Origin of the sequence: Arthrobacter sp. 2MCAF15 (assembly GCF_052115605.1) — a bacterium.
In the GTDB taxonomy this organism is placed as follows: Bacteria; Actinomycetota; Actinomycetes; order Actinomycetales; family Micrococcaceae; genus Arthrobacter.
In genome coordinates, this window is sequence record NZ_JBFRGZ010000022.1 from 53,036 (window position 1) to 74,844 (window position 21,809).

General features: G+C 64.4%; 23 protein-coding genes. 10 read left to right on the plus strand and 13 right to left on the minus strand.

Features of this window, described 5'->3' with window-relative positions; translation table 11 throughout:
• The first annotated feature begins 30 nt into the window (after positions 1-30).
• Positions 31-438, plus strand: coding sequence for a hypothetical protein (locus AB4089_RS20020; protein ID WP_441411021.1), 408 nt, complete (start codon positions 31-33; stop codon positions 436-438).
• 48 nt (positions 439-486) lie between these two features.
• On the opposite strand, the gene AB4089_RS20025 is transcribed toward AB4089_RS20020, so the two are convergent.
• Both AB4089_RS20025 and AB4089_RS20030 read right to left on the minus strand, forming a co-directional pair.
• Positions 487-906 (minus strand): hypothetical protein, encoded by a 420-nt coding sequence (locus AB4089_RS20025; protein ID WP_441411022.1) that lies wholly within the window; start codon positions 904-906, stop codon positions 487-489.
• Positions 907-1,125: 219 nt separating this feature from the next.
• On the minus strand, positions 1,126-1,716 hold the full coding sequence (locus AB4089_RS20030) for a dihydrofolate reductase family protein (RefSeq protein ID WP_441411023.1): 591 nt from the start codon (positions 1,714-1,716) through the stop codon (positions 1,126-1,128).
• A gap of 149 nt (positions 1,717-1,865) precedes the next feature.
• On the opposite strand from AB4089_RS20030, the gene AB4089_RS20035 reads away from it, so the two are divergent.
• Complete coding sequence (locus tag AB4089_RS20035; RefSeq protein ID WP_441411024.1) at positions 1,866-3,446, plus strand: FAD-dependent monooxygenase; 1,581 nt, start codon at positions 1,866-1,868, stop codon at positions 3,444-3,446.
• 260 nt (positions 3,447-3,706) lie between these two features.
• Here the strand turns inward: AB4089_RS20035 and AB4089_RS20040 are convergent, their stop codons facing one another.
• Complete coding sequence (locus tag AB4089_RS20040) at positions 3,707-4,321, minus strand: dihydrofolate reductase family protein (protein ID WP_441411025.1); 615 nt, start codon at positions 4,319-4,321, stop codon at positions 3,707-3,709.
• A gap of 344 nt (positions 4,322-4,665) precedes the next feature.
• On the opposite strand from AB4089_RS20040, the gene AB4089_RS20045 reads away from it, so the two are divergent.
• Entirely contained in the window at positions 4,666-5,457 is a 792-nt protein-coding gene (locus tag AB4089_RS20045; protein ID WP_441411026.1) for an MBL fold metallo-hydrolase, read from the plus strand.
• A gap of 150 nt (positions 5,458-5,607) precedes the next feature.
• On the opposite strand, the gene AB4089_RS20050 is transcribed toward AB4089_RS20045, so the two are convergent.
• Positions 5,608-6,402 (minus strand): alpha/beta fold hydrolase, encoded by a 795-nt coding sequence (locus tag AB4089_RS20050; RefSeq protein WP_441411027.1) that lies wholly within the window; start codon positions 6,400-6,402, stop codon positions 5,608-5,610.
• Positions 6,403-6,477: 75 nt separating this feature from the next.
• Positions 6,478-7,062, minus strand: coding sequence for a CGNR zinc finger domain-containing protein (locus AB4089_RS20055; protein ID WP_441411028.1), 585 nt, complete (start codon positions 7,060-7,062; stop codon positions 6,478-6,480).
• 97 nt (positions 7,063-7,159) lie between these two features.
• Here AB4089_RS20055 and AB4089_RS20060 point away from each other — a divergent pair, with 97 nt between their 5' ends.
• Entirely contained in the window at positions 7,160-8,413 is a 1,254-nt protein-coding gene (locus tag AB4089_RS20060) for an aminotransferase-like domain-containing protein (protein WP_441411045.1), read from the plus strand.
• An 849-nt stretch (positions 8,414-9,262) separates the two neighbouring features.
• Here AB4089_RS20060 and AB4089_RS20065 read toward each other — a convergent pair.
• From AB4089_RS20065 to AB4089_RS20095, 7 genes are all read right to left on the minus strand, one after another.
• Complete coding sequence (locus AB4089_RS20065; protein WP_441411029.1) at positions 9,263-9,679, minus strand: hypothetical protein; 417 nt, start codon at positions 9,677-9,679, stop codon at positions 9,263-9,265.
• Positions 9,680-9,973: 294 nt separating this feature from the next.
• The gene (locus AB4089_RS20070) at positions 9,974-11,278 is read right to left on the minus strand and encodes a hypothetical protein (protein ID WP_441411030.1); all 1,305 of its coding nucleotides are present in this window, start codon (positions 11,276-11,278) and stop codon (positions 9,974-9,976) included.
• A gap of 181 nt (positions 11,279-11,459) precedes the next feature.
• On the minus strand, positions 11,460-11,792 hold the full coding sequence (locus AB4089_RS20075; protein WP_441411031.1) for a helix-turn-helix domain-containing protein: 333 nt from the start codon (positions 11,790-11,792) through the stop codon (positions 11,460-11,462).
• Positions 11,793-11,797: 5 nt separating this feature from the next.
• Positions 11,798-12,895, minus strand: coding sequence for a tyrosine-type recombinase/integrase (locus AB4089_RS20080; RefSeq protein ID WP_441411032.1), 1,098 nt, complete (start codon positions 12,893-12,895; stop codon positions 11,798-11,800).
• 384 nt (positions 12,896-13,279) lie between these two features.
• Positions 13,280-13,474, minus strand: coding sequence for a hypothetical protein (locus tag AB4089_RS20085; protein WP_441411033.1), 195 nt, complete (start codon positions 13,472-13,474; stop codon positions 13,280-13,282).
• Between the two features lie 49 nt (positions 13,475-13,523).
• Positions 13,524-13,967: a hypothetical protein gene (locus AB4089_RS20090; protein ID WP_441411034.1), complete on the minus strand. Its 444-nt coding sequence runs from the start codon at positions 13,965-13,967 to the stop codon at positions 13,524-13,526.
• Between the two features lie 84 nt (positions 13,968-14,051).
• Positions 14,052-14,969, minus strand: coding sequence for a LysR substrate-binding domain-containing protein (locus tag AB4089_RS20095; RefSeq protein WP_441411035.1), 918 nt, complete (start codon positions 14,967-14,969; stop codon positions 14,052-14,054).
• A 104-nt stretch (positions 14,970-15,073) separates the two neighbouring features.
• Between AB4089_RS20095 and AB4089_RS20100 the strand changes: the two genes are divergently transcribed.
• The 5 genes from AB4089_RS20100 to AB4089_RS20120 are packed head-to-tail and all read left to right on the plus strand — an operon-like array spanning position 15,074 to position 20,555.
• Positions 15,074-16,366 (plus strand): CaiB/BaiF CoA transferase family protein, encoded by a 1,293-nt coding sequence (locus AB4089_RS20100; protein ID WP_441411036.1) that lies wholly within the window; start codon positions 15,074-15,076, stop codon positions 16,364-16,366.
• A gap of 10 nt (positions 16,367-16,376) precedes the next feature.
• Entirely contained in the window at positions 16,377-17,579 is a 1,203-nt protein-coding gene (locus AB4089_RS20105; RefSeq protein ID WP_441411037.1) for an acyl-CoA dehydrogenase family protein, read from the plus strand.
• 52 nt (positions 17,580-17,631) lie between these two features.
• Positions 17,632-18,855, plus strand: a complete 1,224-nt coding sequence (locus tag AB4089_RS20110) for a thiolase family protein (RefSeq protein WP_441411038.1) — start codon at positions 17,632-17,634, stop codon at positions 18,853-18,855.
• Entirely contained in the window at positions 18,855-19,661 is an 807-nt protein-coding gene (locus tag AB4089_RS20115; protein ID WP_441411039.1) for an enoyl-CoA hydratase/isomerase family protein, read from the plus strand. The genes AB4089_RS20110 and AB4089_RS20115 overlap by 1 nt, the downstream gene beginning before the upstream one ends.
• Complete coding sequence (locus tag AB4089_RS20120; RefSeq protein ID WP_441411040.1) at positions 19,662-20,555, plus strand: 3-hydroxyacyl-CoA dehydrogenase family protein; 894 nt, start codon at positions 19,662-19,664, stop codon at positions 20,553-20,555.
• A gap of 18 nt (positions 20,556-20,573) precedes the next feature.
• On the opposite strand, the gene AB4089_RS20125 is transcribed toward AB4089_RS20120, so the two are convergent.
• On the minus strand, positions 20,574-20,798 hold the full coding sequence (locus AB4089_RS20125) for a hypothetical protein (protein ID WP_441411041.1): 225 nt from the start codon (positions 20,796-20,798) through the stop codon (positions 20,574-20,576).
• A 184-nt stretch (positions 20,799-20,982) separates the two neighbouring features.
• On the opposite strand from AB4089_RS20125, the gene AB4089_RS20130 reads away from it, so the two are divergent.
• Complete coding sequence (locus tag AB4089_RS20130; protein ID WP_441411042.1) at positions 20,983-21,636, plus strand: TetR/AcrR family transcriptional regulator; 654 nt, start codon at positions 20,983-20,985, stop codon at positions 21,634-21,636.
• The last annotated feature ends 173 nt before the right edge of the window (positions 21,637-21,809 follow it).

The following is a 21,809-nucleotide window of genomic DNA, read 5'->3' on the forward strand; positions in this document are numbered from 1 at the left end:
ATCGCCCATCCCTTCGGTAGCATCACCAGCATGACCACATGCTCTGTGCTGCGCTGTCCCGAGACTCCGACGGCCCTATTTCAGTTGGTGCCCGGTTCCAACCTGGAAGTGCCTGTCTGTGCCGGACACAAGGCGATCTTGGGGAGCGGTGCCCGGTGGATGATCAACGGTGGCAGCGGCTCGCCGTCCGACGAGGGTCCCAAATGGTCCGCTGGAATTAGCATCCTCATGGGAAGAGATCTGCCGGACCACAACCGGCTGAGCGGTTTCGGAGTGAGCCGGACCATCGGCGACGAACCCGGCTTCACCGTAGTTTTGGACATTGACGCCGCGGACGGTCCGCAGAGGATTTCGTTCTGGACTACGGAGGACGTGGGTACGCGGCTGGGCGCCTTCCTAGTCAACCCATCGGAGCCGCCTGCGCCCGAGGTACCCTAGCGCGGACGGTGACCGAGAGGCCTCCACGGCGCGGCTCGGCTTCCGGCGTCAGGGAGTGGGGTGTTCCGGCTTGAGTTCGATCGGGTAGCCGGAGTCTTTGCAGGCCTTGGCCAGGCCAGCGAAGGATTCGCTGAGTTCGGCCCGGACATCAGAGATGGTGTACTCACCGTTTGCGCGGCTGGTGCCGGCGTCGTCATACCTGACCTGTCCGATCACGACTGCCATCATGTACCTCTGGACCTCGCCCAATGCCACATTCCGGGCGTCTGGTTCAGTCTTGTCGGCAAGGAGCTTTAGGGCGGCTCCGTAGGAAGTTCCGCCGGATTCCAAGGGCGCTGCCTGGGCCCCCAGATCGACGGAGTTGTAGGCCGTTTCGAAGTTCCGGCAGGGAGCCTCGTTCGCCGCGACGGAGCAGCCGGACAAGACAGCGGCCAGAGCGGCGGCGAGGAGGACTGAAAGTGCTTTCACTGGCTCATCCTAACTAGAAGCGAGCCAACAGCCCTACGGTGTGCTTTCTCTTAGCGCCCTGCCGTAGTACTCAGTGCTATTCCTGGTTGCGGCCGACACAACCAGGTGCCGCTGGCTCAGTCGCTGTGCGACGCACCCCTCGTACGGCAACACGGTGACGGCATCGATTCCGCTTTCCCACGCCGGGGTCAGTTCCTGGAGGCTTCAGGGCTCAGCGTTTCAGCGGAGGACCCGATACCGCACGTGGGTTACGAGGCCGGTACCGCTCACTTCCGTTGGTTCAAACTTGAGGTTGCCGACGCCGTCGAGCAGCCGCTCGCCCGCCCCCAGGACCATCGGCGCGATGTGGAGCCGCAGCTCGTCGATCAGCCCGGCCGAAAGGTACTGGCGAACGGTATCCGCCCCTCCGGCAATGGCCACGTCCTTGCTGCCGGCGGCCAACCGCGCCTGGGCCAGCGCAGATTCGATCCCATCGGTCACGAAGCTGAACGTAGTGCCGCCCTGCATCTGCAGGGGCTCGCGCGGGTGATGGGTGAGGACGAACACGGGCGCGTGATAGGGAGGCTCTTCGCCCCACCATCCCCGCCATTGTTCATCCCACGCCCCGGGGCCCGCGAACATGTTCCGTCCCATGATGTAGGCGCCGGCCGCGAGGATGCCTTCGCGCGCGGCCGCGTTGGCCTCGGGTTCTTCGAACTGCCATCGGTGCAGGCGCTCGCCGCCCTCGCCCAATGGGGCCGCCAGGCTTTGGTTCGGGCCGGCAACGAATCCGTCAAGGGAGATGGTCAGATCGCACGTGACTTGGCTCATGGGCCCATCATGCCATCACTGTGGCGGTTCGAGTCCGGCCGGAGCCCCGCAGTTGTCGCCGTCGTGCCGCGCGCAGGCCGTCCTGGCCGGGCAGAGCGGCGCCAGGCCGTACTGCTTCCATTTCCAATCTATCCTCCGCCCCCGGGCTTGTGGCAAGCCCCGGGTGGTGCCGCATAATCGCCAGTGGCCAGAACCTAAGGAACGGGAGAAGCGAAATGATCGAGCATGCGGTGGTGATCGTCGGAGGAGGCCCGACAGGGCTGATGTTGGCGGGTGAGCTGGCGCTCGCGGGTGTCGACGTCGCCATTGTCGAGCGGCGCGCCGACCAGGACCTCCCGGGCGCGCGCGCCGGCGGTCTGCACTCCCGCACTATCGAGGTCCTCGACCAGCGCGGAATCGCCGATCGGTTCCTCTCGGAGGGACAGGTGGCCCAGGTCGCAGGGTTCGCCTCCAACCGATTGGACATCAGCGACTTTCCCACTCGGCACCCCTACGGGCTCGGGCTGTGGCAGAAACACATCGAACGCATACTGGCCGGCTGGGTCGACGAATTGGCCGTGACGATCTACCGTGACCGCGAAGTCGTGGGGATCGTGCAGGACGGCGCCGGCGTCGACGTCGAACTCTCTGACGGCCAGTCGCTGCGGGCGGAATACGTCGCCGGGTGCGACGGCGGCCGCAGCCTGGTCCGCAAGGCGGCCGGTATCGATTTTCCCGGGTGGGATCCGACGACCAGCAGCCTGATCGCCGAGGTGGAAATGGTCGAGGAACCGGAACTAGGCGTCCACCGCAATCCCTTTGGCATTCATTCCTTCGGCAAGCTGGAGTACGAGATCCGCGAAGGGCAGGTGGTCTACAAGGAAGGCGGCCCGGTGGGGGTCATGGTGACCGAAGAACACGTCGGACCCGCGACACAACCCACCCTGCGCGACCTCAGCGACGCCCTCATCGCCGTCTGCGGGACTGATTATGGGGCCCACAGCCCCACCTGGATTTCCAGGTTCACGGACATGACCCGGCAGGCGGCCGCGTACCGTGACAGGCGGGTCCTCCTGGCGGGCGACGCTGCGCACGTACACGCCCCGGACGGTGGGCAGGGCCTCAACATCGGTGTGCAGGATGCAGTGAATCTGGGATGGAAGCTGGCCCAGGTGGTTAACCGGACAGCCCCGGACAGTCTCCTGGACACCTACCACGCCGAGCGTCACCCAGTGGCTGCCCGCGTGCTGCGCAACACGATGGCGCAGACGGCGCTTCGCCGCGCTGATGACCGGATCAAGGCCGTCGGCGAGGTCCTGGCCGAGCTCCTCAGCATGGAGGAGCCGCGCAAACGCTTCGCCGCCATGCAGTCCGGTCTGGATGTCCATTACGACGTCGGCCACTACGACGCCGGCGAAGGTCACCCGCTGCTTGGCCGCCGCATGCCCGATCTCGACCTGGTCACCCCGGACGGCCCCCTGCGGCTCTTCGCCCTGCTCCATAATGCCCGGCCGCTCCTGCTCAACCTCGGTGCGCCCGGGGCGTTCGACGCTATTCCGCTGCCGGATCGGGTGCGGCTGATCGATGCTGAATACGGTGGCCGGTGGGAGCTTCCGGTGCTCGGGGAAATCCCGGCTCCCACCGCTGTGCTGATTCGGCCCGACGGCTATGTGGCCTGGGTGGGGGAGCGCACCGAGGTGGGGCTCGCTGACGCACTCACCACGTGGTTCGGACCGCCTGCGGTGGCGTAGGGACTCTGCCACTGTGGCGTCGGTGCCACCCACACCACATTCAACGAGGACCACAACCAACGAGGACCACAACCAACGAGGAACAGCCATGTGGAGTGAAATACCGGAGGCCGAGCCCATGACAGGCTGGGCGGAGCTGGCCGAGAATGGCTGGGGAGCGCCACCCCGTTCGAAAACGGCGTGGCAGTTCTGCGTTACAGGACCAAGAAATAGGCGGAAAGGCCGCACTGGTGACGTGGACCAGCACTTCGAGGGTGCCATCAGACCTGGCTGATGTCGATTCCGGTGATGGGCTCGCCCGCGCGCTCGTAGACGAGCGAGATGGCGCCGTTTGGGAACGCCTGCGGCGGCTGCGCGACTCGGAACGCCGCGGGCACGCCGGTGCCATCCGGGAACAGCCGCTTGCCCGATCCGAAGATGAGCGGATAGAGGAAGAGGTTCATCCGGTCGACGAGGTCGGCGTCGAGCAGTGACCGTGCGAGGTCGCCGCTGCCGATGACGTGAATGTCGCTGAACCGGTCTTTCAGCGCGGCCACCTCTGCGACATCCGACAGCGCAGTGGTGCCTTCCCATGACGGGTCGGTCAGGGAGCGCGACACCACGAACTTCGGCAGGGCGTTGAACGTCACCGCGATCGGATCGTTGTCGCCCCGGGTGGGCCAGAACGCCGCGAAGATGTCGTAGGTCTTGCGTCCGAGGAGCAGTGCATCCATGCGGTTGATGCCCGCGACGATCGCCTCGCCAGTCTCGTCGTCGGAATATGCCGCCTGCCAGCCGCCGAACTTGAAGCCGCCCTCAAGGTCCTCGTCAGGGCCGCCGGGTGCCTGGTACACGCCGTCGAGGGTGATGAACAGGTCGACGGAGAGGATTCCCACGGTGTGCTCCTTCGCGTGAACGACGGCCGGATGCCGCCTCTACCTGTGCGTTGAATGAAGAAGATCCGGAATCGGCGCCTCTGAGTGCCAGACTAGCGTCGAGCGCATGGCAGGTCGAGGGATGAACGGGGGCGTCGGGGCTTTGCCGCCCCCGTGGATGGGTCACCGAGGTTGCGCCGCCGCCGGGGGAGAGGCCCCGATTCCTGGCCGGCGGGTTCTCGCTGCCCTTGCGTCGCCGAGGGTCACCGGGGGAGTATTTTGCGCATGACGATGCCTCTGCAGCCCTGCTATGCCGCCCGGGATGTAAGCGGGGCCCGCGCGTGCTGAGGCAGGTCGCGGAGGGTGTGCTCATCCACGAGAGCGAGTTCTGCCAGAGCAATGCCGTTGTCGTACAGGGCGGGACCGGCGCGTTGCTTATAGACGCCGGCGTGCACGAGGGCGAAATGGCCTGTCTCGTGAGCGACCTGTCGGACCTGGGGAACACCGTCGTGGCAGGCTTCTCGACGCATCCGCATTGGGATCATCTGCTCTGGCACGTCGGACTCGGTACGGTGCCGCGTTACGGCACGGCGCGCTGTGCGGCGACCGTCCGGGATCGGTTGTCGGGCGGGATCGATGCACGCCGGTTCGGCATCCCCGAGGACGTTTCCCTGGATTTGCTCGGCCTCCTCACGGGCCTGCCCACCGACACGGTGCGGATTCCGTGGGATGGCCCGGGAATCCGAATCATCGAGCATCAGGCTCATGCCCCGGGTCATGCGGCGCTGTTGATCGAGGAACGCGGAGTCCTCGTTGCGGGCGACATGCTTTCTGATGTCCTGATTCCGATGCTCGACCTGAATGGCACCGGCGACCCGATCGAGGACTACCTCGCCGCCCTAAGGTTGCTCGAGGACGTGGCGGGCGATGTCAGTGTTGTAGTCCCGGGCCACGGGTCCGTTGGCGGAGCTGACCAGCTGCGCGCAAGGATCGATCAGGACCGGGCATACGTGCACGCCTTACGTGACGGCCTGGATCCCAGCGACCCGCGGATTGGTCCGTCGGCCAAGCCCGGCTGGGAATGGGTGAGCGACGTGCACGCAGGGCAACTGCAACGCCTGCACCTGCGAAGCGAGAGCGACGGGACGCCCGACTAGCGGGTGGGGAACGCTCCAAGGTCTTACTGGCACTCCTGCGGATCCTGCTGGTGCGTGTTCTGCTGCTCGAGGTGACCTAGCCGGACGAAGACGCGCCTGATACCCCGGTGCTGAAGTGCATGTCCGATACCCGGACAGCCTCCTTGCTCGCTACCCTCGAGTCGATCCAATAAATGAGTTGACCATGTTGAGGACGGGGCTGGCGGGAATCAGAGTCTGGCCGTGATTGCGGCCAGGTAGAGCACGGAATTGGGCGTTGGGCATCAGTTGTGCCGCTCGTTCCGAGTCCCGGTACCGGAGCGGATCCTCCGTGCCGGCGAGCAGCAAGGTGGGTGTCGCCATCGTCCGGAGATCCGCCTCCGGGATTCCGGGTTCGTCCTCGCTGCGCCGGAAGTAGGCGCGTAGTGCGGCGGCGTCATTGGCCAGAAATGCTGCCGCGGTTTGTGGATCGATCTCGCGACCCGTGGAACTACTCCATTGACGCAGAAATTCGGGCACGCCGCCCCGGTCCAGCGCCTCGTCATATCCGGGGAAGAAGATTGATTCAATTTGCCCGGCAGGCGACCGGTAGGTGCCGCCAACAGAAGTGAATGTCTCGACACGCTGGGGGCTGCTGGCCAGCAGCGAGAATCCGACTCTCGCGCCTGCGGAATACCCCAAGTAGTGGGCTGACTGCACTCCCGCGGCGTCGAGGACTGCCAGAAGATCTCCGACGAGCAGGTCCATACTGTAGGCGTCTTCGTGGTGTGGTTTTTCGCTGCGGCCATGTCCCCGTAGGTCCAGAGTCACCACGTGCAATCGTTCTTCCAACGCTTTCGCGTAGCCGAGGCCCCGCCAGATGGCGCGGGAAAGCCCTGAGCCGTGTACCAAGACGATGGTGGGGCCGGCGCCCGATTCCTGGAAGGAAATCCGGACGCCGTCCAGGGCGTTGATTGCTTCACCCATGACGTGCTCCTTTTTGAGGGACGCTAGTTGACCGTGGTCGGGCCACGGCACAGTTATCGGCGGTGCGATGCTTCATCATGGCGTATCGAGTCGCACCCGTTCTGGGTGGTTCGATCCGTCGTCGGTGATGCGCCGGTTGGCTGCTTTCCGTCCGCGGTAGCGCTGGACTGCGTGGGCGTTTCCGCAAATTGCCGAGCAGTAGGCGCGTCGTCCGTTGCGGCTGGTGTCGACGTACGCGTGCTCGCATCCGGGACGCGAGCATATGCCCATGCGACCGACGCTGGCCTCGACGGCGAAGAACGCGAGGCCGCCGATGGTGGCTGCCTGGACGCGCTCGGTGAGGCGATGCTCGTCTCGGGCGAAGTGGAGATGCGGGGGAAAGCCGTCGTGGGTTGCGAGGTGAACCTGATGCACACCAACAGCCAACAACTCGTTGATCAACTCGCACCGCGCATCCGTGTTGGTTGCGGCGAACACCCCCCGCAGGCACCGCGTCCAGTCGCGCAGCCCCGCGAGTTCGTCGTCGAGGTCGACGATGCGAACGAGAGAACGGGCGAGGGTGGCCGCGACCGTGTCGCTCGTCCACGAGCCGTCGACGTCGAGGTTGACGAGCTCCTCGGCGAGATGAACCCCGATCATGTTGTCATGGTTGAACGGCATAGACCTATGACACCACACTGGGGGTTCGGGGCGACAAATGAGGATGAACACCCATGCCATTGCGAGCGACACGTAAAGGAAGCTACCAGTGCGAACGATGAACCATTCCACGGGGAAGAACCCTGGGAGCAGAACGACGCTCCCGTGGACTTTTCCGCTCGCTGACCGCCTCACGGGCGTCCGATCATCTCCAGTACGTGAAATTCTGAGCATCCTGTCGCGCGGGGACGTCATTTCATTCGCGGGAGGCATCCCAGACCCCGAGCTGTTTGCCGTCGAGGAAATCAGGGCAGCCTTTGACCATGTACTGACCCATCACGCCAGCAAGGCGTTGCAATACGCCTCGACAGAGGGAGAACCGGCCCTGCGGGAGCAAGCCGCCGCGCGCATGTCCCGCCAACTGCCCACTACCGCGGCACAGATCCAGATCACTTCCGGCTCCCAGGAAGGCCTGTACCTGATCGGTCAGGCACTCCTGGACCCCGGAGACGTCGTTCTCGTGGAACGCCCCACGTACCTCGCCGCTGTGCAGGCTTTCGCCTTGTCCGGCGCGCGGATGATCGGCATCCCTGCGGACGAAGACGGAGTGCTCCCTGATGAACTGGAACAACTCATCGAAAGGCACCGACCCAAATTCGTCTACCTGATTCCGACTTTCCAAAACCCCACAGGCATGTGCATGCCGGCCGGACGTCGCCACCAAGTGGCCGAAGTCCTTCTCCGCACGGGGACAGCGCTGGTCGAGGATGACCCGTACGGAGAGCTGCGGTTCTCGGGGGACCCGGTGTCGCCAATCGCCGCGTTGCCGGGAATGCAGGCCCAGACCCTGGTGCTGAATTCGATGTCGAAAATCACGGCCCCGGGTCTCCGTGTGGGGTGGATCCGGGGAGAAGGGCAAATCCTGCGAAGCATCGCCATCGTAAAACAAGCGGTCGGGCTGCATTCACCGGTCACCGACCAGCTAGCGGTCGCGCGTTACCTTGCCACCAACGACCTGGATCGGCACATCGGCCGCCTCAACGCGGTGTACAAATCGCGCCGTGACGCCATGCACACCGAACTCGCCAGAATCCTGCCCGAAGGAGCGACCATGACAAATCCCGACGGAGGCATGTTCCTGTGGGTCCGCCTCGGGAACGACATCGACACCAGCCATCTTCTTCCAGCGGCCGTTGAAGAAGGCGTGGCGTTCGTGCCGGGCTCTGCCTTCTACGCCCACGACCCTGATAAAACGACTTTGCGCCTGTCCTATGTCACCAATTCCCCGGACGTCATAGCCGAGGGCATCAAACGACTCTCTCGAGCAATAAGGACCCACAGCAAGCAGCCGAGCCCGGCCGCCGCGCGCTAGACCTTCGGACGCTAGTGCTGGGATCGCAGAACCGCCCTGCGCAGCAGGGGAGGGGCCGTTGACGTGGGCTGCGTCGGAGCGGAGCGCGCGCGACTCGAACCAAAGGGCTGAAGGTTGGGGTTCCGCCGAGTCCAAAGCGATAGCCATGTCGTGGTCCTTCCGTGGCTTGCGACGTACTTGGATCATGGCCGTCCAACGAACTTCCGCTGACTCGATAGGGTTCAACGGTGAGGCTTGTCCGGCCTGATCTGATTTATCGGTCCGGGGGAGTGGAACTCTGGGCGCTGATGACAGCTCTGATAGCTGCCGGTCTCGCCGCATGCGTAAGGTTGTGAGAGGACGTCGTGGAGAGTGAGAGTGGCGGCAACAGAGTCAGAGTGAGCGCGCGCTTCCGGGTCACGTTAAACGTGTTCCTGCTGACTGTGCTGATCGTTCTATCTGCGGGGGTTGCCAGCGGTGTCTTACCGTACTCCGTTGCGGGAGTCGCAATTACGGGACTTCTCGTGGGTCTGTTCTCCAGCACGGATCGTAAGCCCTCGACCGACGTCGAGGGCCGTCTTGGCTGGTGGAAGCGCAGGGAACGTGGAGCCTTCTACACGGCCTGGTGGATACTCATTCTGTTGGCTGGTGTCCTGATCCGAACGCTTTCCGTTGACGGAGTGGACTGGCGGACAGCCTTGGTATTGGGCATCATGGCTATCCCTCTCTGGGCCATTCTCCGCAAACCTCCTGAACGTCCTTGGGACCCTGGCCGGCTTACGAAGTAGCGGTCCACCCGGTCGACATGGTTCCCCAGAGATGGGAGAGGGCCTGGGGCTAGGGATCTTGCATCTGCTGCAATAATCACGATTACTGGTAACGGTGCATATTCAGTTTCGAACTATTCTGTAGGTCTGTCGGCTGATGCTGGCCGAAACTGCCGACACCGCGATGGTGAACCGTAGCCGGTTCACTTGTAGTGGGCGGGGCGAACTTCCGGCAGTTCGGATCCTCGTCGACCGACTGCGGCCACTTTGCCGAGGCCAGTCTGGATCTTTCCGCTACTTCTCTGCCTTGACGGTCTTGGTGTTCGAGGCGCAACGGTTTTAGACCATAGATAACTAGCGAGACCGTCAGGGCCGCGAAGGCGGCGTACGCAAGTGCGGGTAGCCCCTCGTAGGACGTCATCGAAGGCAGGGAAAAAATGATCGCGGCGGCGGCGACAAGGAACGCAAGGTGGACTGCCTCAAAGCCGATCTCGCCCTTCCCTCGCGGTTTGATGGCCATGCGGTGACGCCCGGCCCAGCTGAGGCTATAGCCCAAGAGCAAGAGGTACACATATATCAAGACCCGTGTCATTTGCAGTACTTTCGCCCGTAGTTGAATGCATCATAGCCAGCGGGCGGAATTTGTCCCGCACCCGAGCCCCAAGACGCGAATTTGCAGATCCGTGGTGAGCTAAACGGGTTTGACTGTATTTTGGCCGTCACGGAAACACACTCAGAACCTGGAAAACTGGATCTCACATCGAACTGAGAGGTTCCCCTTTCGTTGCCCGCCGTAGACCGTGGTGCGGCTGCGTTAAGGGGCGACGTAGCGGCTCATTGGTGTCGCTGCTGCGGTGGCGTGCTTCTGCGTGACCTGATAGCTGTAGCCGAGCATTTCGGCCACGATCGGGGCCGGAACTTCCGTGACGAGTCCGCGGAGGGCTGCGTTGCGTGCGCCCAGAAGGTTGATGCCCACTTCCCGGAGACGCTGCATGAGTGTATTGGGGTGGATATGCCGGCCGGGCCGGTATCCGGGGAACAGCCATTCGCTTCCGGTGCTGCTGCCGGTGCGCATGTTCGGGCGTGAGGCAAGGTGTTCCATGAGCAACGTCGCGAACGGCTCCGGCACTGGGGCGGGGTCGCCTTCGCCGAGGGACAGGCGCGGGCCATCGGGCGTGAGGATCACGTCGGTGCTCTTCATCGCGGCAATGTTCACGACGGGCTGGGCGTAGAGCAGCAGGAGAGTGGCGGCGACCCGGTAGGGCAGGGTGTCTATGTTGTCGGTGAGGCAGGCCTTGAGCATTTCGAGCCGCTGGCCCTGAGTAAGCAGGGGAACGGTCTTGGCCTGTCGGAATCCGATGGTGATGTTGGGGCCGGTCCGGTTCTTGACCGCCCAGACGAAGAAGGTCCTGATGGCGTGCCGGGTGGTCGGGCCGTCGGCCAGCCAGACATCGACGTCGGCCTGGGCGCACGAGGCGACGGTCCGCCCGTGGGTGAGCCTAAGCCAGGTGAGGAATTTGATGGTTTCGGTGATTTCCTGCTTCGCGCTGTGGACGGGGCCGCGGGTGGGTTTCCCGTCGGCAGATAGGCTCCTGATGCGCCGCAGGTGGTGCCACCGGGCGAAAGACTCGACGGGCCGCCGGATGTCGGCGTCGTCTACGTCCTCGAGCTTGCTGGTGAGCCAGCGTTGAAAGAGAGCGAGGTAGTGGTCTCGGTTCGGGAGTATTTTGTGGTGGGTGAGCAGGCTGCGCAGGTGTTCCACCCGCAGGCTGTTGGGTTCCTGATCCAGTGCCTCGTGGCTGAGCGGGATCTCGCCGGTGGCAAGTCGTTGGAGCAGGTCGCGGACGCCGGTTTTGCGGAGCCAGGTGAGGATGCTTTCGGGGCGCTGGGCTGCGCACAGCGCCCCAAGCAGTTTCGTCGCCGTCGTTTCCGATCCCTGTGCATCGTCGACGCGAAACAGGACGGTGAGGTCGTCCCGAAGCGAGCAACGGGCGCAGGTGTTCTGGCGGTAGTGCTCGGTTTCCGTGCCGCAGCGTGAGCAGTGGTAGTCCTGGGTGATACCTGCGCAATCGACACAGACCGGTTGATCGCCGTGGGAAGGAGCCCGCCCGGGAAGCATGCGCTCTGTTCGGCAGCCGGGGCAGGGCCCGTGAGTGCGCATGGCGACGGTGAAGCAGGTTCCGCAGATCCTGCCTTCGGGCCAGCTGGCGCGGTGCCTGCCGGCTGCCCGTGAGCATCTGTCGCAGGTGAAGTCTCCTGCGGTGCGGGGCCGGCCGCGGACGGCTCTCCGCGGTGTGATTTCAGCCGTCATCGCGGATCACGCGGGCGCGTTTGGGGCGGATGGTTTTGTTCAGGTCCACGACGTTGGCGTCGGAGGCGACCCTGCGGACCTTGGCGTCTGTTGCCGTGACGGTGACCAGGTCCTCAGGTCCGCAGGAGAAGATGTCGCAGAGGGCTGCGACCATCATGAGCGATACACGTTCCGGGCGTTGGGTGACGAGCCGGTAGACCTGGGAGGCCGAGAGCTCGATGCCGCGTTCTTTCAGTAGTGGGCCCAGGTCGGTTGTGTTGTGCATCCCGCGGGCTGCCATCAGTTCGGCGAGCCGCCAGCGGTAGTCGATCTCTCGTTTCATGAGGTTCAGTCTTCCATTCCGGCCAGGGCGTCCCGGACGGTGGAGTCCAGGGCACGGCGCAGCGTTTTGACGCGGTAGTCGCTGGAGACGGAGGTATAGAGGGCCGTGGTCGAGGCGTGCTCGTGTCCAGCCTGGTGCTGGACGAACAGGGGGTCCATGCCGGCTTCGATCAGGTGGGTGACGTAGGAGCGGCGCAGCGAGTGGATGTCCAGGCCGGGGGAGAGGCCCAGGTCTTCGCAGTAGCGGTTGAACCTGCGGTTCAGGGCCGTCTCCGAAACAAGGGTGCCGCGTTCGGACGGGAACAGGTCCAGCCCGTCGGTCATGTGCGGGTGGCCGCGGTCCAGCCAGTCGGCGATGATCTCCGCCGACCAGTCAAACACCGTCAGGACGCTGCGGCGTTTCGGGGGAGAACCCCGCATGGCCTTGCCAAAGCGGACCTGCAGTACCCCGTACTTACCGAACTCCCGTGCGTGCGGGTTCCGGGCAAAATCCACAGTCTGGAGGTGTCTGACCTCATTGCGTCGCAGCCCCCAGGAGTAGGCCACCTTGAAGAGGACAGCGTCGCGGTAGGCCGGCAGCCAGCCCTTGCGGCCCAGGGTCGCGATCCGGTCCACCTCGTCATCGGCGCGGTCAAAGAAGGCCTGCAATTCCTCCCTGGTGAACGGGCGCCGGACAGGAGCTGACTCTGTCGCCTGTGCATGGACCGCGGTGTTCCAGTCAAAGCAGACCTGCGAAGGGTGCGTTCCGAAGTACTGTTCGCAGACCCGGTCCCAGCCATACTCAGGCGACGCTGCGTAGGCGCAGAACGCCCTCAGCGCTGCCTGGTAGCTCCGGATGGTGGACTGGGCGGCGTGCTTCACGCTGCGCAGATCCCCGAAGAACTCGTCCACGTGGGCCGGCGTCCACTGCCACGGATACTCGTTCGTGGACTCCTGGAACCGTGTCACCAGCCGTTCCCGGCCTTCGATGGTGCCAAACGACAGGTTCCTGCTCAACTGCTGGTTTCGCCAGCCCGTGAGCATCTGGGTGAACACGTGGTCCTCGGGGTGAAGGAAACGCACAGCGCCGAAGTCGAGCACCCGCCCCGCTGAATCGACCGCCACGAAGCCTCCTGATACATTGCATTGGATGCAAGAATCATGCAATTAATGCAGCATCGGCGCAAATCCGCGGATCGGAGGGTCATTCCAGCCTGACGCGCTCCAGCTTATGAGGGCTGCTTTGGCGGGACTTGCCAGTGGTCCCAATCGGCCAATCGCCTGTGTTCCCGCAGGTCACAGGTACTTTTCTGCTGCAGTCGCGGGGGCGCCGGGTGGCAATGTGCGGAGGAGGGGTGATCGTGCATCGGATGCAATAATCACGGTACAGCTTGTCATAACGCAGGTTATCGGCACTCGAAAATGTGCGGGGGAGTGCCAGCAAAAGGGGCGTGTCGGGTCTGTCTTGGCGATTTTTCCGTGGATTCAGCCGCTACTCCCAGGCAGTGATTAATGGCCGGGCGCTGGGACGGCCGCCGGGGTGTGTTCGATGACGAGTGTGCTCCGCTGGCGTCCTGGTGCTACCAGGCGGGCATTGCTTTCGTCATTGCCGGTTGCACGCCATGCGGCGATGGCGGCGTCCTTGTCGAACCTCTGGTGCCGGGCGGTGAGCCGGCGCAGGGGTTCGTGTTGGTCGAGTTCCACGAACCAGGTTTCATCCAGGAGGGCTGCGACCTCGTTCCATGGGGCCTCGTCAAGAAGCAGGTAGGTGCCCTCGGTGATGATCAGGCGTGTTTCCGGCGGGACGGCGATGGCCCCCGGCGATCGCGTCGTTGACGTCGCGGCGGAAGACCGGTGCGAAGATTTCCCGCGAGGTCTCTGAGCGCAGCTGCCGGAGCAACGCGACGTAGCCGGCACCGTCGAAGGTGTCCGGAGTGCCCTTGCGGTGCTCAAGCCCGCGGGCCACGAGCAGCGACTGCGCCAGGTGATATCCGTCCATGGGGACCAGGGCGACCTGCCCGGGATGGTCGGTGTGCAGGTGCTCCAGCAGCCATTCGGCGATGGTTGATTTTCCGGCACCGGGCGCTCCGGCGATTCCGAGCAGGGACCGTCCGCGCCGCAGGAGCAGCGTTTCAGCCCGGGCGAGGAGCTGCTGGTGGCCTGATTCGTCCCAGCGCAGGTATGAAGGGGCGTTCATCGCTTCTTCTTTCCGGCTCTTGCCTGGAACAGGACGACAATCAACTGGAAAGCATGGCGGATGCCCGATGGCCGAGCTGCTGTTTCATACCGGCCTTGCTGGTTCGTGTGGGCGGCCGGGCCAAACTTGTTCCGCAAGCGAGAGGACAGGAAAGAGGGCCGGGTTGTCCGAGGCCCCACGCCAAGCCATCCGCAGATAGATCGGCAGGGTCTCGTCGAGCACTCGCAGGAAGTGCACATGCGGGTCGGTCACGTTTTCAGCCACGGAGGAAACAGTCAGGGAGCACCCGACTTCGGCTCCGACCAAGGCCATGGCGGTCCACGAATCCGGCGCCCTTTGCACGATGTCGGGATCGAACCCGGCTCCCAGGCTGAGTCTGCGCAGCCGGTCGCCGAGGACAGAACCCTCGTGCGGAGGAAGTGCCACGAACGGCTCCCCAGCAAATTCCGCCAGATGCACTTCCTCTTGCAGGGCCAGCCGGTGGGACGCCGGGATGGCCATGACGAGGTGTTCCTCCACGATGATGCGCGACTGAACGCCAGCCGGTACGAAATCCCACCGGCCAAGGCTGATATCCACTTCGCTCCGGAGGACTCGGGCGAGGGCCGGAAGCGCGAAGTCCTGGCTGTCCAGGCGGAATTCGATGCCCGGGTAGGCCTTCCGGACCTCCCTGGCGAGCACTCCCACCAGTACGTGGGTTGATGCGCCGGAATAGGCGAGCTTGACCGTCCCCACTTCCCCGCGTCCGGCGGCGAGCGTGCTGGCCCGGGCGCGTTCCGCTGTAGCGAGAATCTCCTGGGCGGGTGGAATCAGGGCCGCTCCCGCCGCGGTCAACTGGACGCTGCGTGTGCTGCGGATAAAGAGGTCGGTGCCGAGGTCGCGCTCCAACTGCCGCACCGTGCGACTTACCGGCGGCTGTGCCAGGTGGAGCCGCTCCGCCGCCCGTCCGAAATGCAATTCCTCCGCCACGGCGAGGAACACGCGCAATTGCTGAATCTCCATGCAGACATTCTTACAGATCTTGCAATAATGCGACACCCAATAAGTATTGGACGCGGTGTAATGGCCGGTGGGATAGTGAAATGGATCCCTATGGAAGAGGACCCATGAAACTGCAGAGCAACGTAGCTCCCCCGGCGCAGGGGGTTGCCCCAGACCGCCAACCCGCACGCCGGGACGCTTTCGGCCGCGACGCCAGCGGGCCGCTGGCCGGAATCGTGGTCGCCGACTTCAGTCGCGTGCTGGCGGGGCCCTACTGCACCATGCTTCTGGCGGATATGGGCGCCACCGTAATTAAGGTCGAGGGCCCCTCCGGGGATGAAACACGTGAGTGGAAACCCCCGGTATTCGAAGGCCAATCCACGTACTACCTCTCGATCAACCGGAACAAGAGGTCCATAGCGCTGGACTTCGGCGACCGCGACGACGTCGCAACGGCGCGCAACATCGCAGAAAGTGCGGACGTCGTCATCGAGAACTTCAAGCCTGGCGGGCTTGACCGCTTCGGCTTGGACTACGCGTCCATCGTGGAACGCAACCCCGCTGTAGTCTATGCGTCCATCACGGGGTTCGGTTCAGCCGGCGGAGCCACTCTGCCCGGCTACGACCTGCTCGTCCAGGCCATGTCCGGACTCATGAGCCTCACCGGCGATCCGGAGTTCCCCGCATACCGGTCGGGCGTCGCCGTGTTCGACGTCATCACCGGACTCCACGCCGCAATCGGCGTGCTGTCCGCGCTGCACGAACGCAGCCAGAGCGGCCGGGGCCAGCGCATCGAGGTCAACCTCATGTCCTCGGCTTTGTCAGGCATGGTCAATCAGACCGGAGGGTTCCTGCTCAGCGGAAACGTGCCCACGCGGATGGGAAATGAGCACCCCAGCATCTACCCCTACGAGCCGCTCCCCACCGCCGACGGAGAGATCGTCCTGGCCATCGGCAACGACCGGCAGTTCCGGATCCTCTGTGCTGCGCTTGGCGCACACAGACTCGCTGATGACCCCAGGTTTTCCACCCCTCCGCAGCGAAGCCTCAACCGATCGGCATTGCGCCCCATCTTGCAGGAACTGCTGGCCACCAGGCCCGCTTCCGAGTGGTTCGACATCTTCACCGAGGCCCGGTTGCCGTGCGCGCCGATCAACGATGTCCGTGGCGGCATCGAGTTCGCGGAGCGCCTCGGACTTGAACCGGTGGTGGAAGTGGGAGCTGGTGAAGAGGCCATCCCCGGCGTCCGCAACCCGATCACCTTCTCGGCGACGCCCGCCAGCTACGACCTTGTGCCACCGGACATCGATGCCGACCGCGGGGACATCCTCGAGTGGCTGCGCTCGGCGCCGCAACGCCAGCCCTCCCCCGACGCAGCCACCCGACAAACAACCAGCACCCGTCCACGGAACGATTGAAGGACTCATCATGACCACCACCACCTCCCGGGCCGCCGCGACTTCGGACTATTTCCATCTCGATGACCAGCTGACCGCCGAGGAGACTGCGATCCGCGACAAGGTCCGCGAATTCGCCGAACAGCGTGTCCTTCCCATCATCAACGAGTATTGGGAACGGGCGGAGTTCCCCGACGAGCTGCTCCCTTCGCTGGCTGAACTCGGCATCATCGGCACCTTCATCCAGGGCTACGGTTGCCCGGGAATGAGCCGGAAGGCCGCGGGTATGGTGGCGCGGGAGATGGCGAGGGCCGACGGTAGCATCAACACTTTCCTCGGCGTGCACTCCAACCTGTGCATGGGTGCATTGAACATGCTCGGCAACGAAGAACAGCGGCAGCGCTGGCTCCCTGATATGGCCAAGCTCAAGAAGACGGGCGCCTTTGCTTTGACTGAACCGGACCATGGGTCCGACTCCGTAGCCCTGGAAGCCAGCGCAACCCGCGACGGTGACACATGGGTGATCAACGGCCACAAACGCTGGATCGGCAACGGCCACGCGGCGCATGTCGTTGTGCTGTTTGCCCGCAACACGGAGGACGGCAAGGTCAACGCCTTCGTCGTCGAGAAGGACGCGAACGGCAACCACCCGGAGGGCTACAACCCCACCGTCATCACGGGCAAGATCGGCAAGCGCGCCATCCTTCAGTCCGACATTGTCATCGAGAACATGCGGATCCCGGAAACCAGCCGGCTGGAGAACTGCAGGTCCTTCGCCGACGTCTCCCGCGTCCTCCAGGCGACCCGTGGCGGTGCCGCGTGGGAGGCCGTGGGCCACGCCATGGCCTGCTTTGAGATCGCCGTCGACTATGCCGCCAGCCGTCAACAGTTCGGTAATCCGATCGCCGGTTACCAGTTGGTGCAGCACCGTCTGGCCAACATGCTCAGTGAACTGACAGCGATGCAGCTGATGTGCAACCGCATGGCGGAGCTGGCCGACCAAGGCACGTTGACCAACGCTATGGCGTCCATGGTCAAGATGGCCACTTCCCAGAAGGGCAAGTGGATCTGCAACGAGGCACGTGAACTCCTCGCCGGCAACGGCCTGCTGCTTGAAAACCACGTGGCCCGCCACATGACCGACATGGAGGTGGTGTCCACCTACGAGGGCACGGACTCCATCCAGGCACTGCTCGTGGGCCGCGACATCACCGGTATCTCAGCGTTCCGCTGACAACTGACAGCTGTCCGCCCCACACCAACACCACCACCACCAAGGAGTTTCCATGCCCGAAGCATTCCTCATCGGCGGGGCCCGCACCCCCGTCGGGCGCTATGGCGGCGCCCTGAGCTCCGTCCGGCCCGACGATCTGGCCGCACTCACCGTGCGGGCCGCCGTCGAACGCGCGGGCCTTGACCCGGCCGTCGTCGACGAGGTGATCCTCGGCAACGCCAACGGCGCCGGTGAGGAAAACCGCAACGTCGCCCGCATGGCCTGGCTGCTCGCCGGGTTCCCCGACACCGTCCCCGGCATCACCGTCAACCGCCTGTGCGCCTCCGGCCTGAGCGCCATCATCATGGCCTCCCACATGGTCAAAGCCGGCGCCGCGGACATCGTGGTCGCCGGCGGCGTCGAGTCCATGTCCCGCGCCCCTTGGGTCATGGAAAAGCCGGACAAAGCGTTCGCCAAGCCCGGCGCCGTCGTAGACACCTCCATCGGCTGGCGCTTCCCCAACCCGGCCTTCCTGTCCGGCGAACTCTCTCGCCACGGCAAGGCCACCTTCTCCATGCCGGAAACCGCGGAGGAAGTGGCCCGCGCCTACAACATCTCCCGCGAGGACTGCGACGCCTTCGCCGTCCGCTCCCACGAGCGCGCTCTCGCAGCGATCGAAGCCGGTCGCTTCGCCGACGAGATCGTCCCCGTCACGGTCAAGGGCCGCAAGGGCGCCGAAACCATTGTGGACACCGATGAAGGCCCGCGCCCCGGAACGTCCCTGGACGTCCTCGCCAGCCTGCGCCCGGTGGTCAAAGGCGGCAGCGTGGTCACCGCCGGCAACGCCTCCACACTCAACGACGGCGCCTCGGCAATCATCGTCGCGTCCGAGGCTGCCGTGCAGAAGTATGGCCTCACTCCCCGCGCCCGCATTCTGGACGGCGCCTCCGCCGGTGTCGCGCAGGAAATCATGGGCATCGGCCCGGTTCCGGCCACCCGGAAAGTCCTGGACCGAGCGGGCACCGCGGTAGGCGACCTGACCGCCGTCGAACTTAACGAGGCTTTCGCCTCGCAGGCACTGGCCTGCATGCGCGAACTGAAGCTCGAACCCGGCACCGTTAACAACGACGGCGGCGCGATCGCCCTCGGGCACCCGCTCGGCTCTTCCGGGTCCCGCCTGGTCATCACCCTGCTCGGGCGCCTCGAACGCGAAGCCAGGCAAGGCCGCAAGCTCGGTCTCGCCACCATGTGCGTCGGCGTCGGGCAAGGCACCGCGCTGCTGCTGGAAGGTATCTAATGACAGAGGTGATGAACGACGCCGGAACGAGCCTGGACGGCGCGGGTTTCGGGACGCTGCTGGTTGAAGAGCGCGAAGACCGGTTGGTGGTTCGGCTGCACCGGCCCGAGCTGCGGAACGCGATCGACCAGGCAATGGTCGATGAGCTGCACACGGTATGCACGCACCTGGAGCGCACACCGAAAATCCTGATCCTCTCCGGCACCCCCGGCAACCCGGAAACCGGAGCCAAGGCCGTCTTCGCGTCCGGCGCCGACATCGCGCAGCTGCGCGAGCGGCGCCGTGACGACGCGCTGGCGGGGATCAACTCCGGAGTCTTCGATCGGATCGCGAAACTGCCCATGCCGGTCATCGCCGCGCTGGACGGAATTACGCTCGGCGGCGGCGCGGAACTGGCATACGCGGCCGACTTCCGCATCGGCACCCCGGCGCTGCGGATGGGCAACCCCGAGACAAACCTGGGCATCCTGGCCGCAGCCGGTGCCACCTGGCGGCTGAAGGAGCTCGTCGGGGAACCGATGGCCAAGCAGATCCTGCTTGCCGGCAAAGTCCTCACGGGCAAGGACTGCCTCGCCGTCGGGCTGATCACCGAACTCGTGGACCCGGAGTTGTTGCTGGACACGGCGCACGCCCTGGCGGACGCCATCGCGGCGCAGGATCCGCTGGCAGTACGCATCACCAAGGCCGTGTTCCACGCCCCGCGGGAAGTCCATCCCGTCATCGACACCCTGGCCCAGGGCATGCTCTTTGAGTCCCAGGCCAAGTTCGACCGCATGCAGACGTTCCTCGACAGGAAGAAGAAGTAAATGAACAACCCAGCCGTGCCAGCCGCGCAACCCGGCGGCCTCCCAGCCGGCATCCCCGCACGCGTAGGTGTCCTCGGCGGAGGCCGAATGGGCGCTGGCATCGCCCACGCGTTCCTCGTCAAGGGAGCAGACGTGGTCGTAGTCGAACGCGACGAGGCCTCCGCACAGGCAGGCCGTGAGCGCGTCGAGTCCTCCACGGCGAAATCGATCGAGCGCAACCCGCAGGGCGGCAACCTCGACGAGATGCTCTCCCGCCTCACCGTTTCAGTGGACTACGCCGCCTTCGCGGACCGCGAGCTGGTGATGGAGGCCGTACCGGAGGACTGGACTATGAAGGTGGCAGCGCTCCGCCGGGTCGAGGAGCAGCTCACGCCGGGCACCGTGCTGGCCTCGAACACCTCCTCGCTGTCCGTGTCCGGGCTGGCGGAGGAGCTGGCACGCCCGCAGGACTTCATCGGGTTGCACTTCTTCAACCCGGTCCCCGCCTCCACCCTGGTGGAACTGGTCATCGGCAAGCAGACCCGTCCCGACCTCGTCGAGCAGGCCCGGACCTGGGTCCAGGGACTGGGCAAGACCGCCGTCGTTGTCAATGACGCCCCCGGCTTCGCCTCGTCCCGGCTGGGCGTAGCGATTGCCCTGGAAGCGATGCGCATGCTCGAGGAAGGCGTCGCCTCGGCTGAGGACATCGACAATGCCATGGTCCTCGGTTACAAACACCCCACCGGGCCGCTGCACACCACAGACATCGTGGGCCTGGACGTCCGCCTGGGCATCGCCACGTACCTCCACGAGAAGTTGGGTGATCGGTTCGCACCGCCGCAGGTACTGCGCGACAAAGTTGCCCGCGGCGAGCTGGGCCGCAAAACCGGCAAGGGCTTCTTCGACTGGAGCTGAGCCGCCTGTCGCCTGCCCTCAAAGCCAGGTTTTCGTCAGCGCCACGTATCCCTTGTCGATGACACTGCCGCCGTATTCCTCCAGAGATGCCAGACGCGGTTCCTCAGTGGAGGCGCGGTCGGCGACGCTGTAGTGGTGGGTGAGTTCGTCGCTGAGCTCGACCCGTGCGTTGCGTCCGGCCGCGGTGTTTGCCGTGCCATCCGCAATAGAGCAACGCGGATGTTTCACTCTGGTGGGAGTCATATGAACGAGGCACGGGCTAAATGCAGGACCGTCGGTACGAGTGCTCGTTGGGCGAGACCACCCCCTCCAGCCAAAGATCCGGCCTCCCCCACTCCTGAAGCGACATCTTGCACCTCTCTGTGACTCGTGTCATGATTTATCGAAAGCGCACTCCGTTAGGAGTGGACTGTCAGAAGGGCTATAGATGAGCGACGCCGAAATCGAGCACCTCCCACTTCGCGAGCGGGCAAAACGAAAGAAGGCCAAGAGCATCCGGGAGGCGGCGGAGGCATTGTTTAGCGAGAAGCCGTTCGCGGAAGTTACCACGAAGGAGCTGGCAGAGCGCGCCGGCGTGGGTGAAGCCACCCTGTTTCGCTACATGGCCAATAAGACGGAACTGCTTTTACTGGTATACAGCGACAAAATGGATGAGGCCTTTGGTGCGGTCGAATCGCAGGACGCGCAGGTCGCAGCAACCGAGAAGAAGGACGCTTCCTCTTATCTCCAGCGCGTCTACTCTGTCTACGAGGCCCGCTGCCGGTTTTATCTGGAGGATCCAGAAAACTCAGCGCTCTATCTGAGAGAGGGCTTTCGGACTGACAGCGCCCTCGGCCTCAGGGCCGTAGAACAGGGGGACCGGTGCATCCGCTTGGTCGAGTCCATCCTCCAGGAAGGGCAGGATGCCGGATATATCCTCCAGAGCATCGATTCCGAGCTTGTTGCCCAAAACTGCCACGGCATCTACATGCATGAAATAGACAGGGCGCCGGTACGGGGCTATACGCCGGAAAGCATCTGGGAACGCGTCAAAGCCCGTCTGGAAGTGCAGCTGGAACCTCTTACGCTTCCAGGCACCTAGCGCCATTTGTTTATGTCTAGCGATCAACCAGACCAAATTTTACTGAATCAAGCCTATTAGGAGTCAAACATGAGTAAGTATGCTGTGATCGATCCGGCGACGGGGGAGCTTGTCAAGGCGTATCAGGAGGCGACGGATGCCGAGATCGAACTCGCTCTCTCAAAGGCGCAACG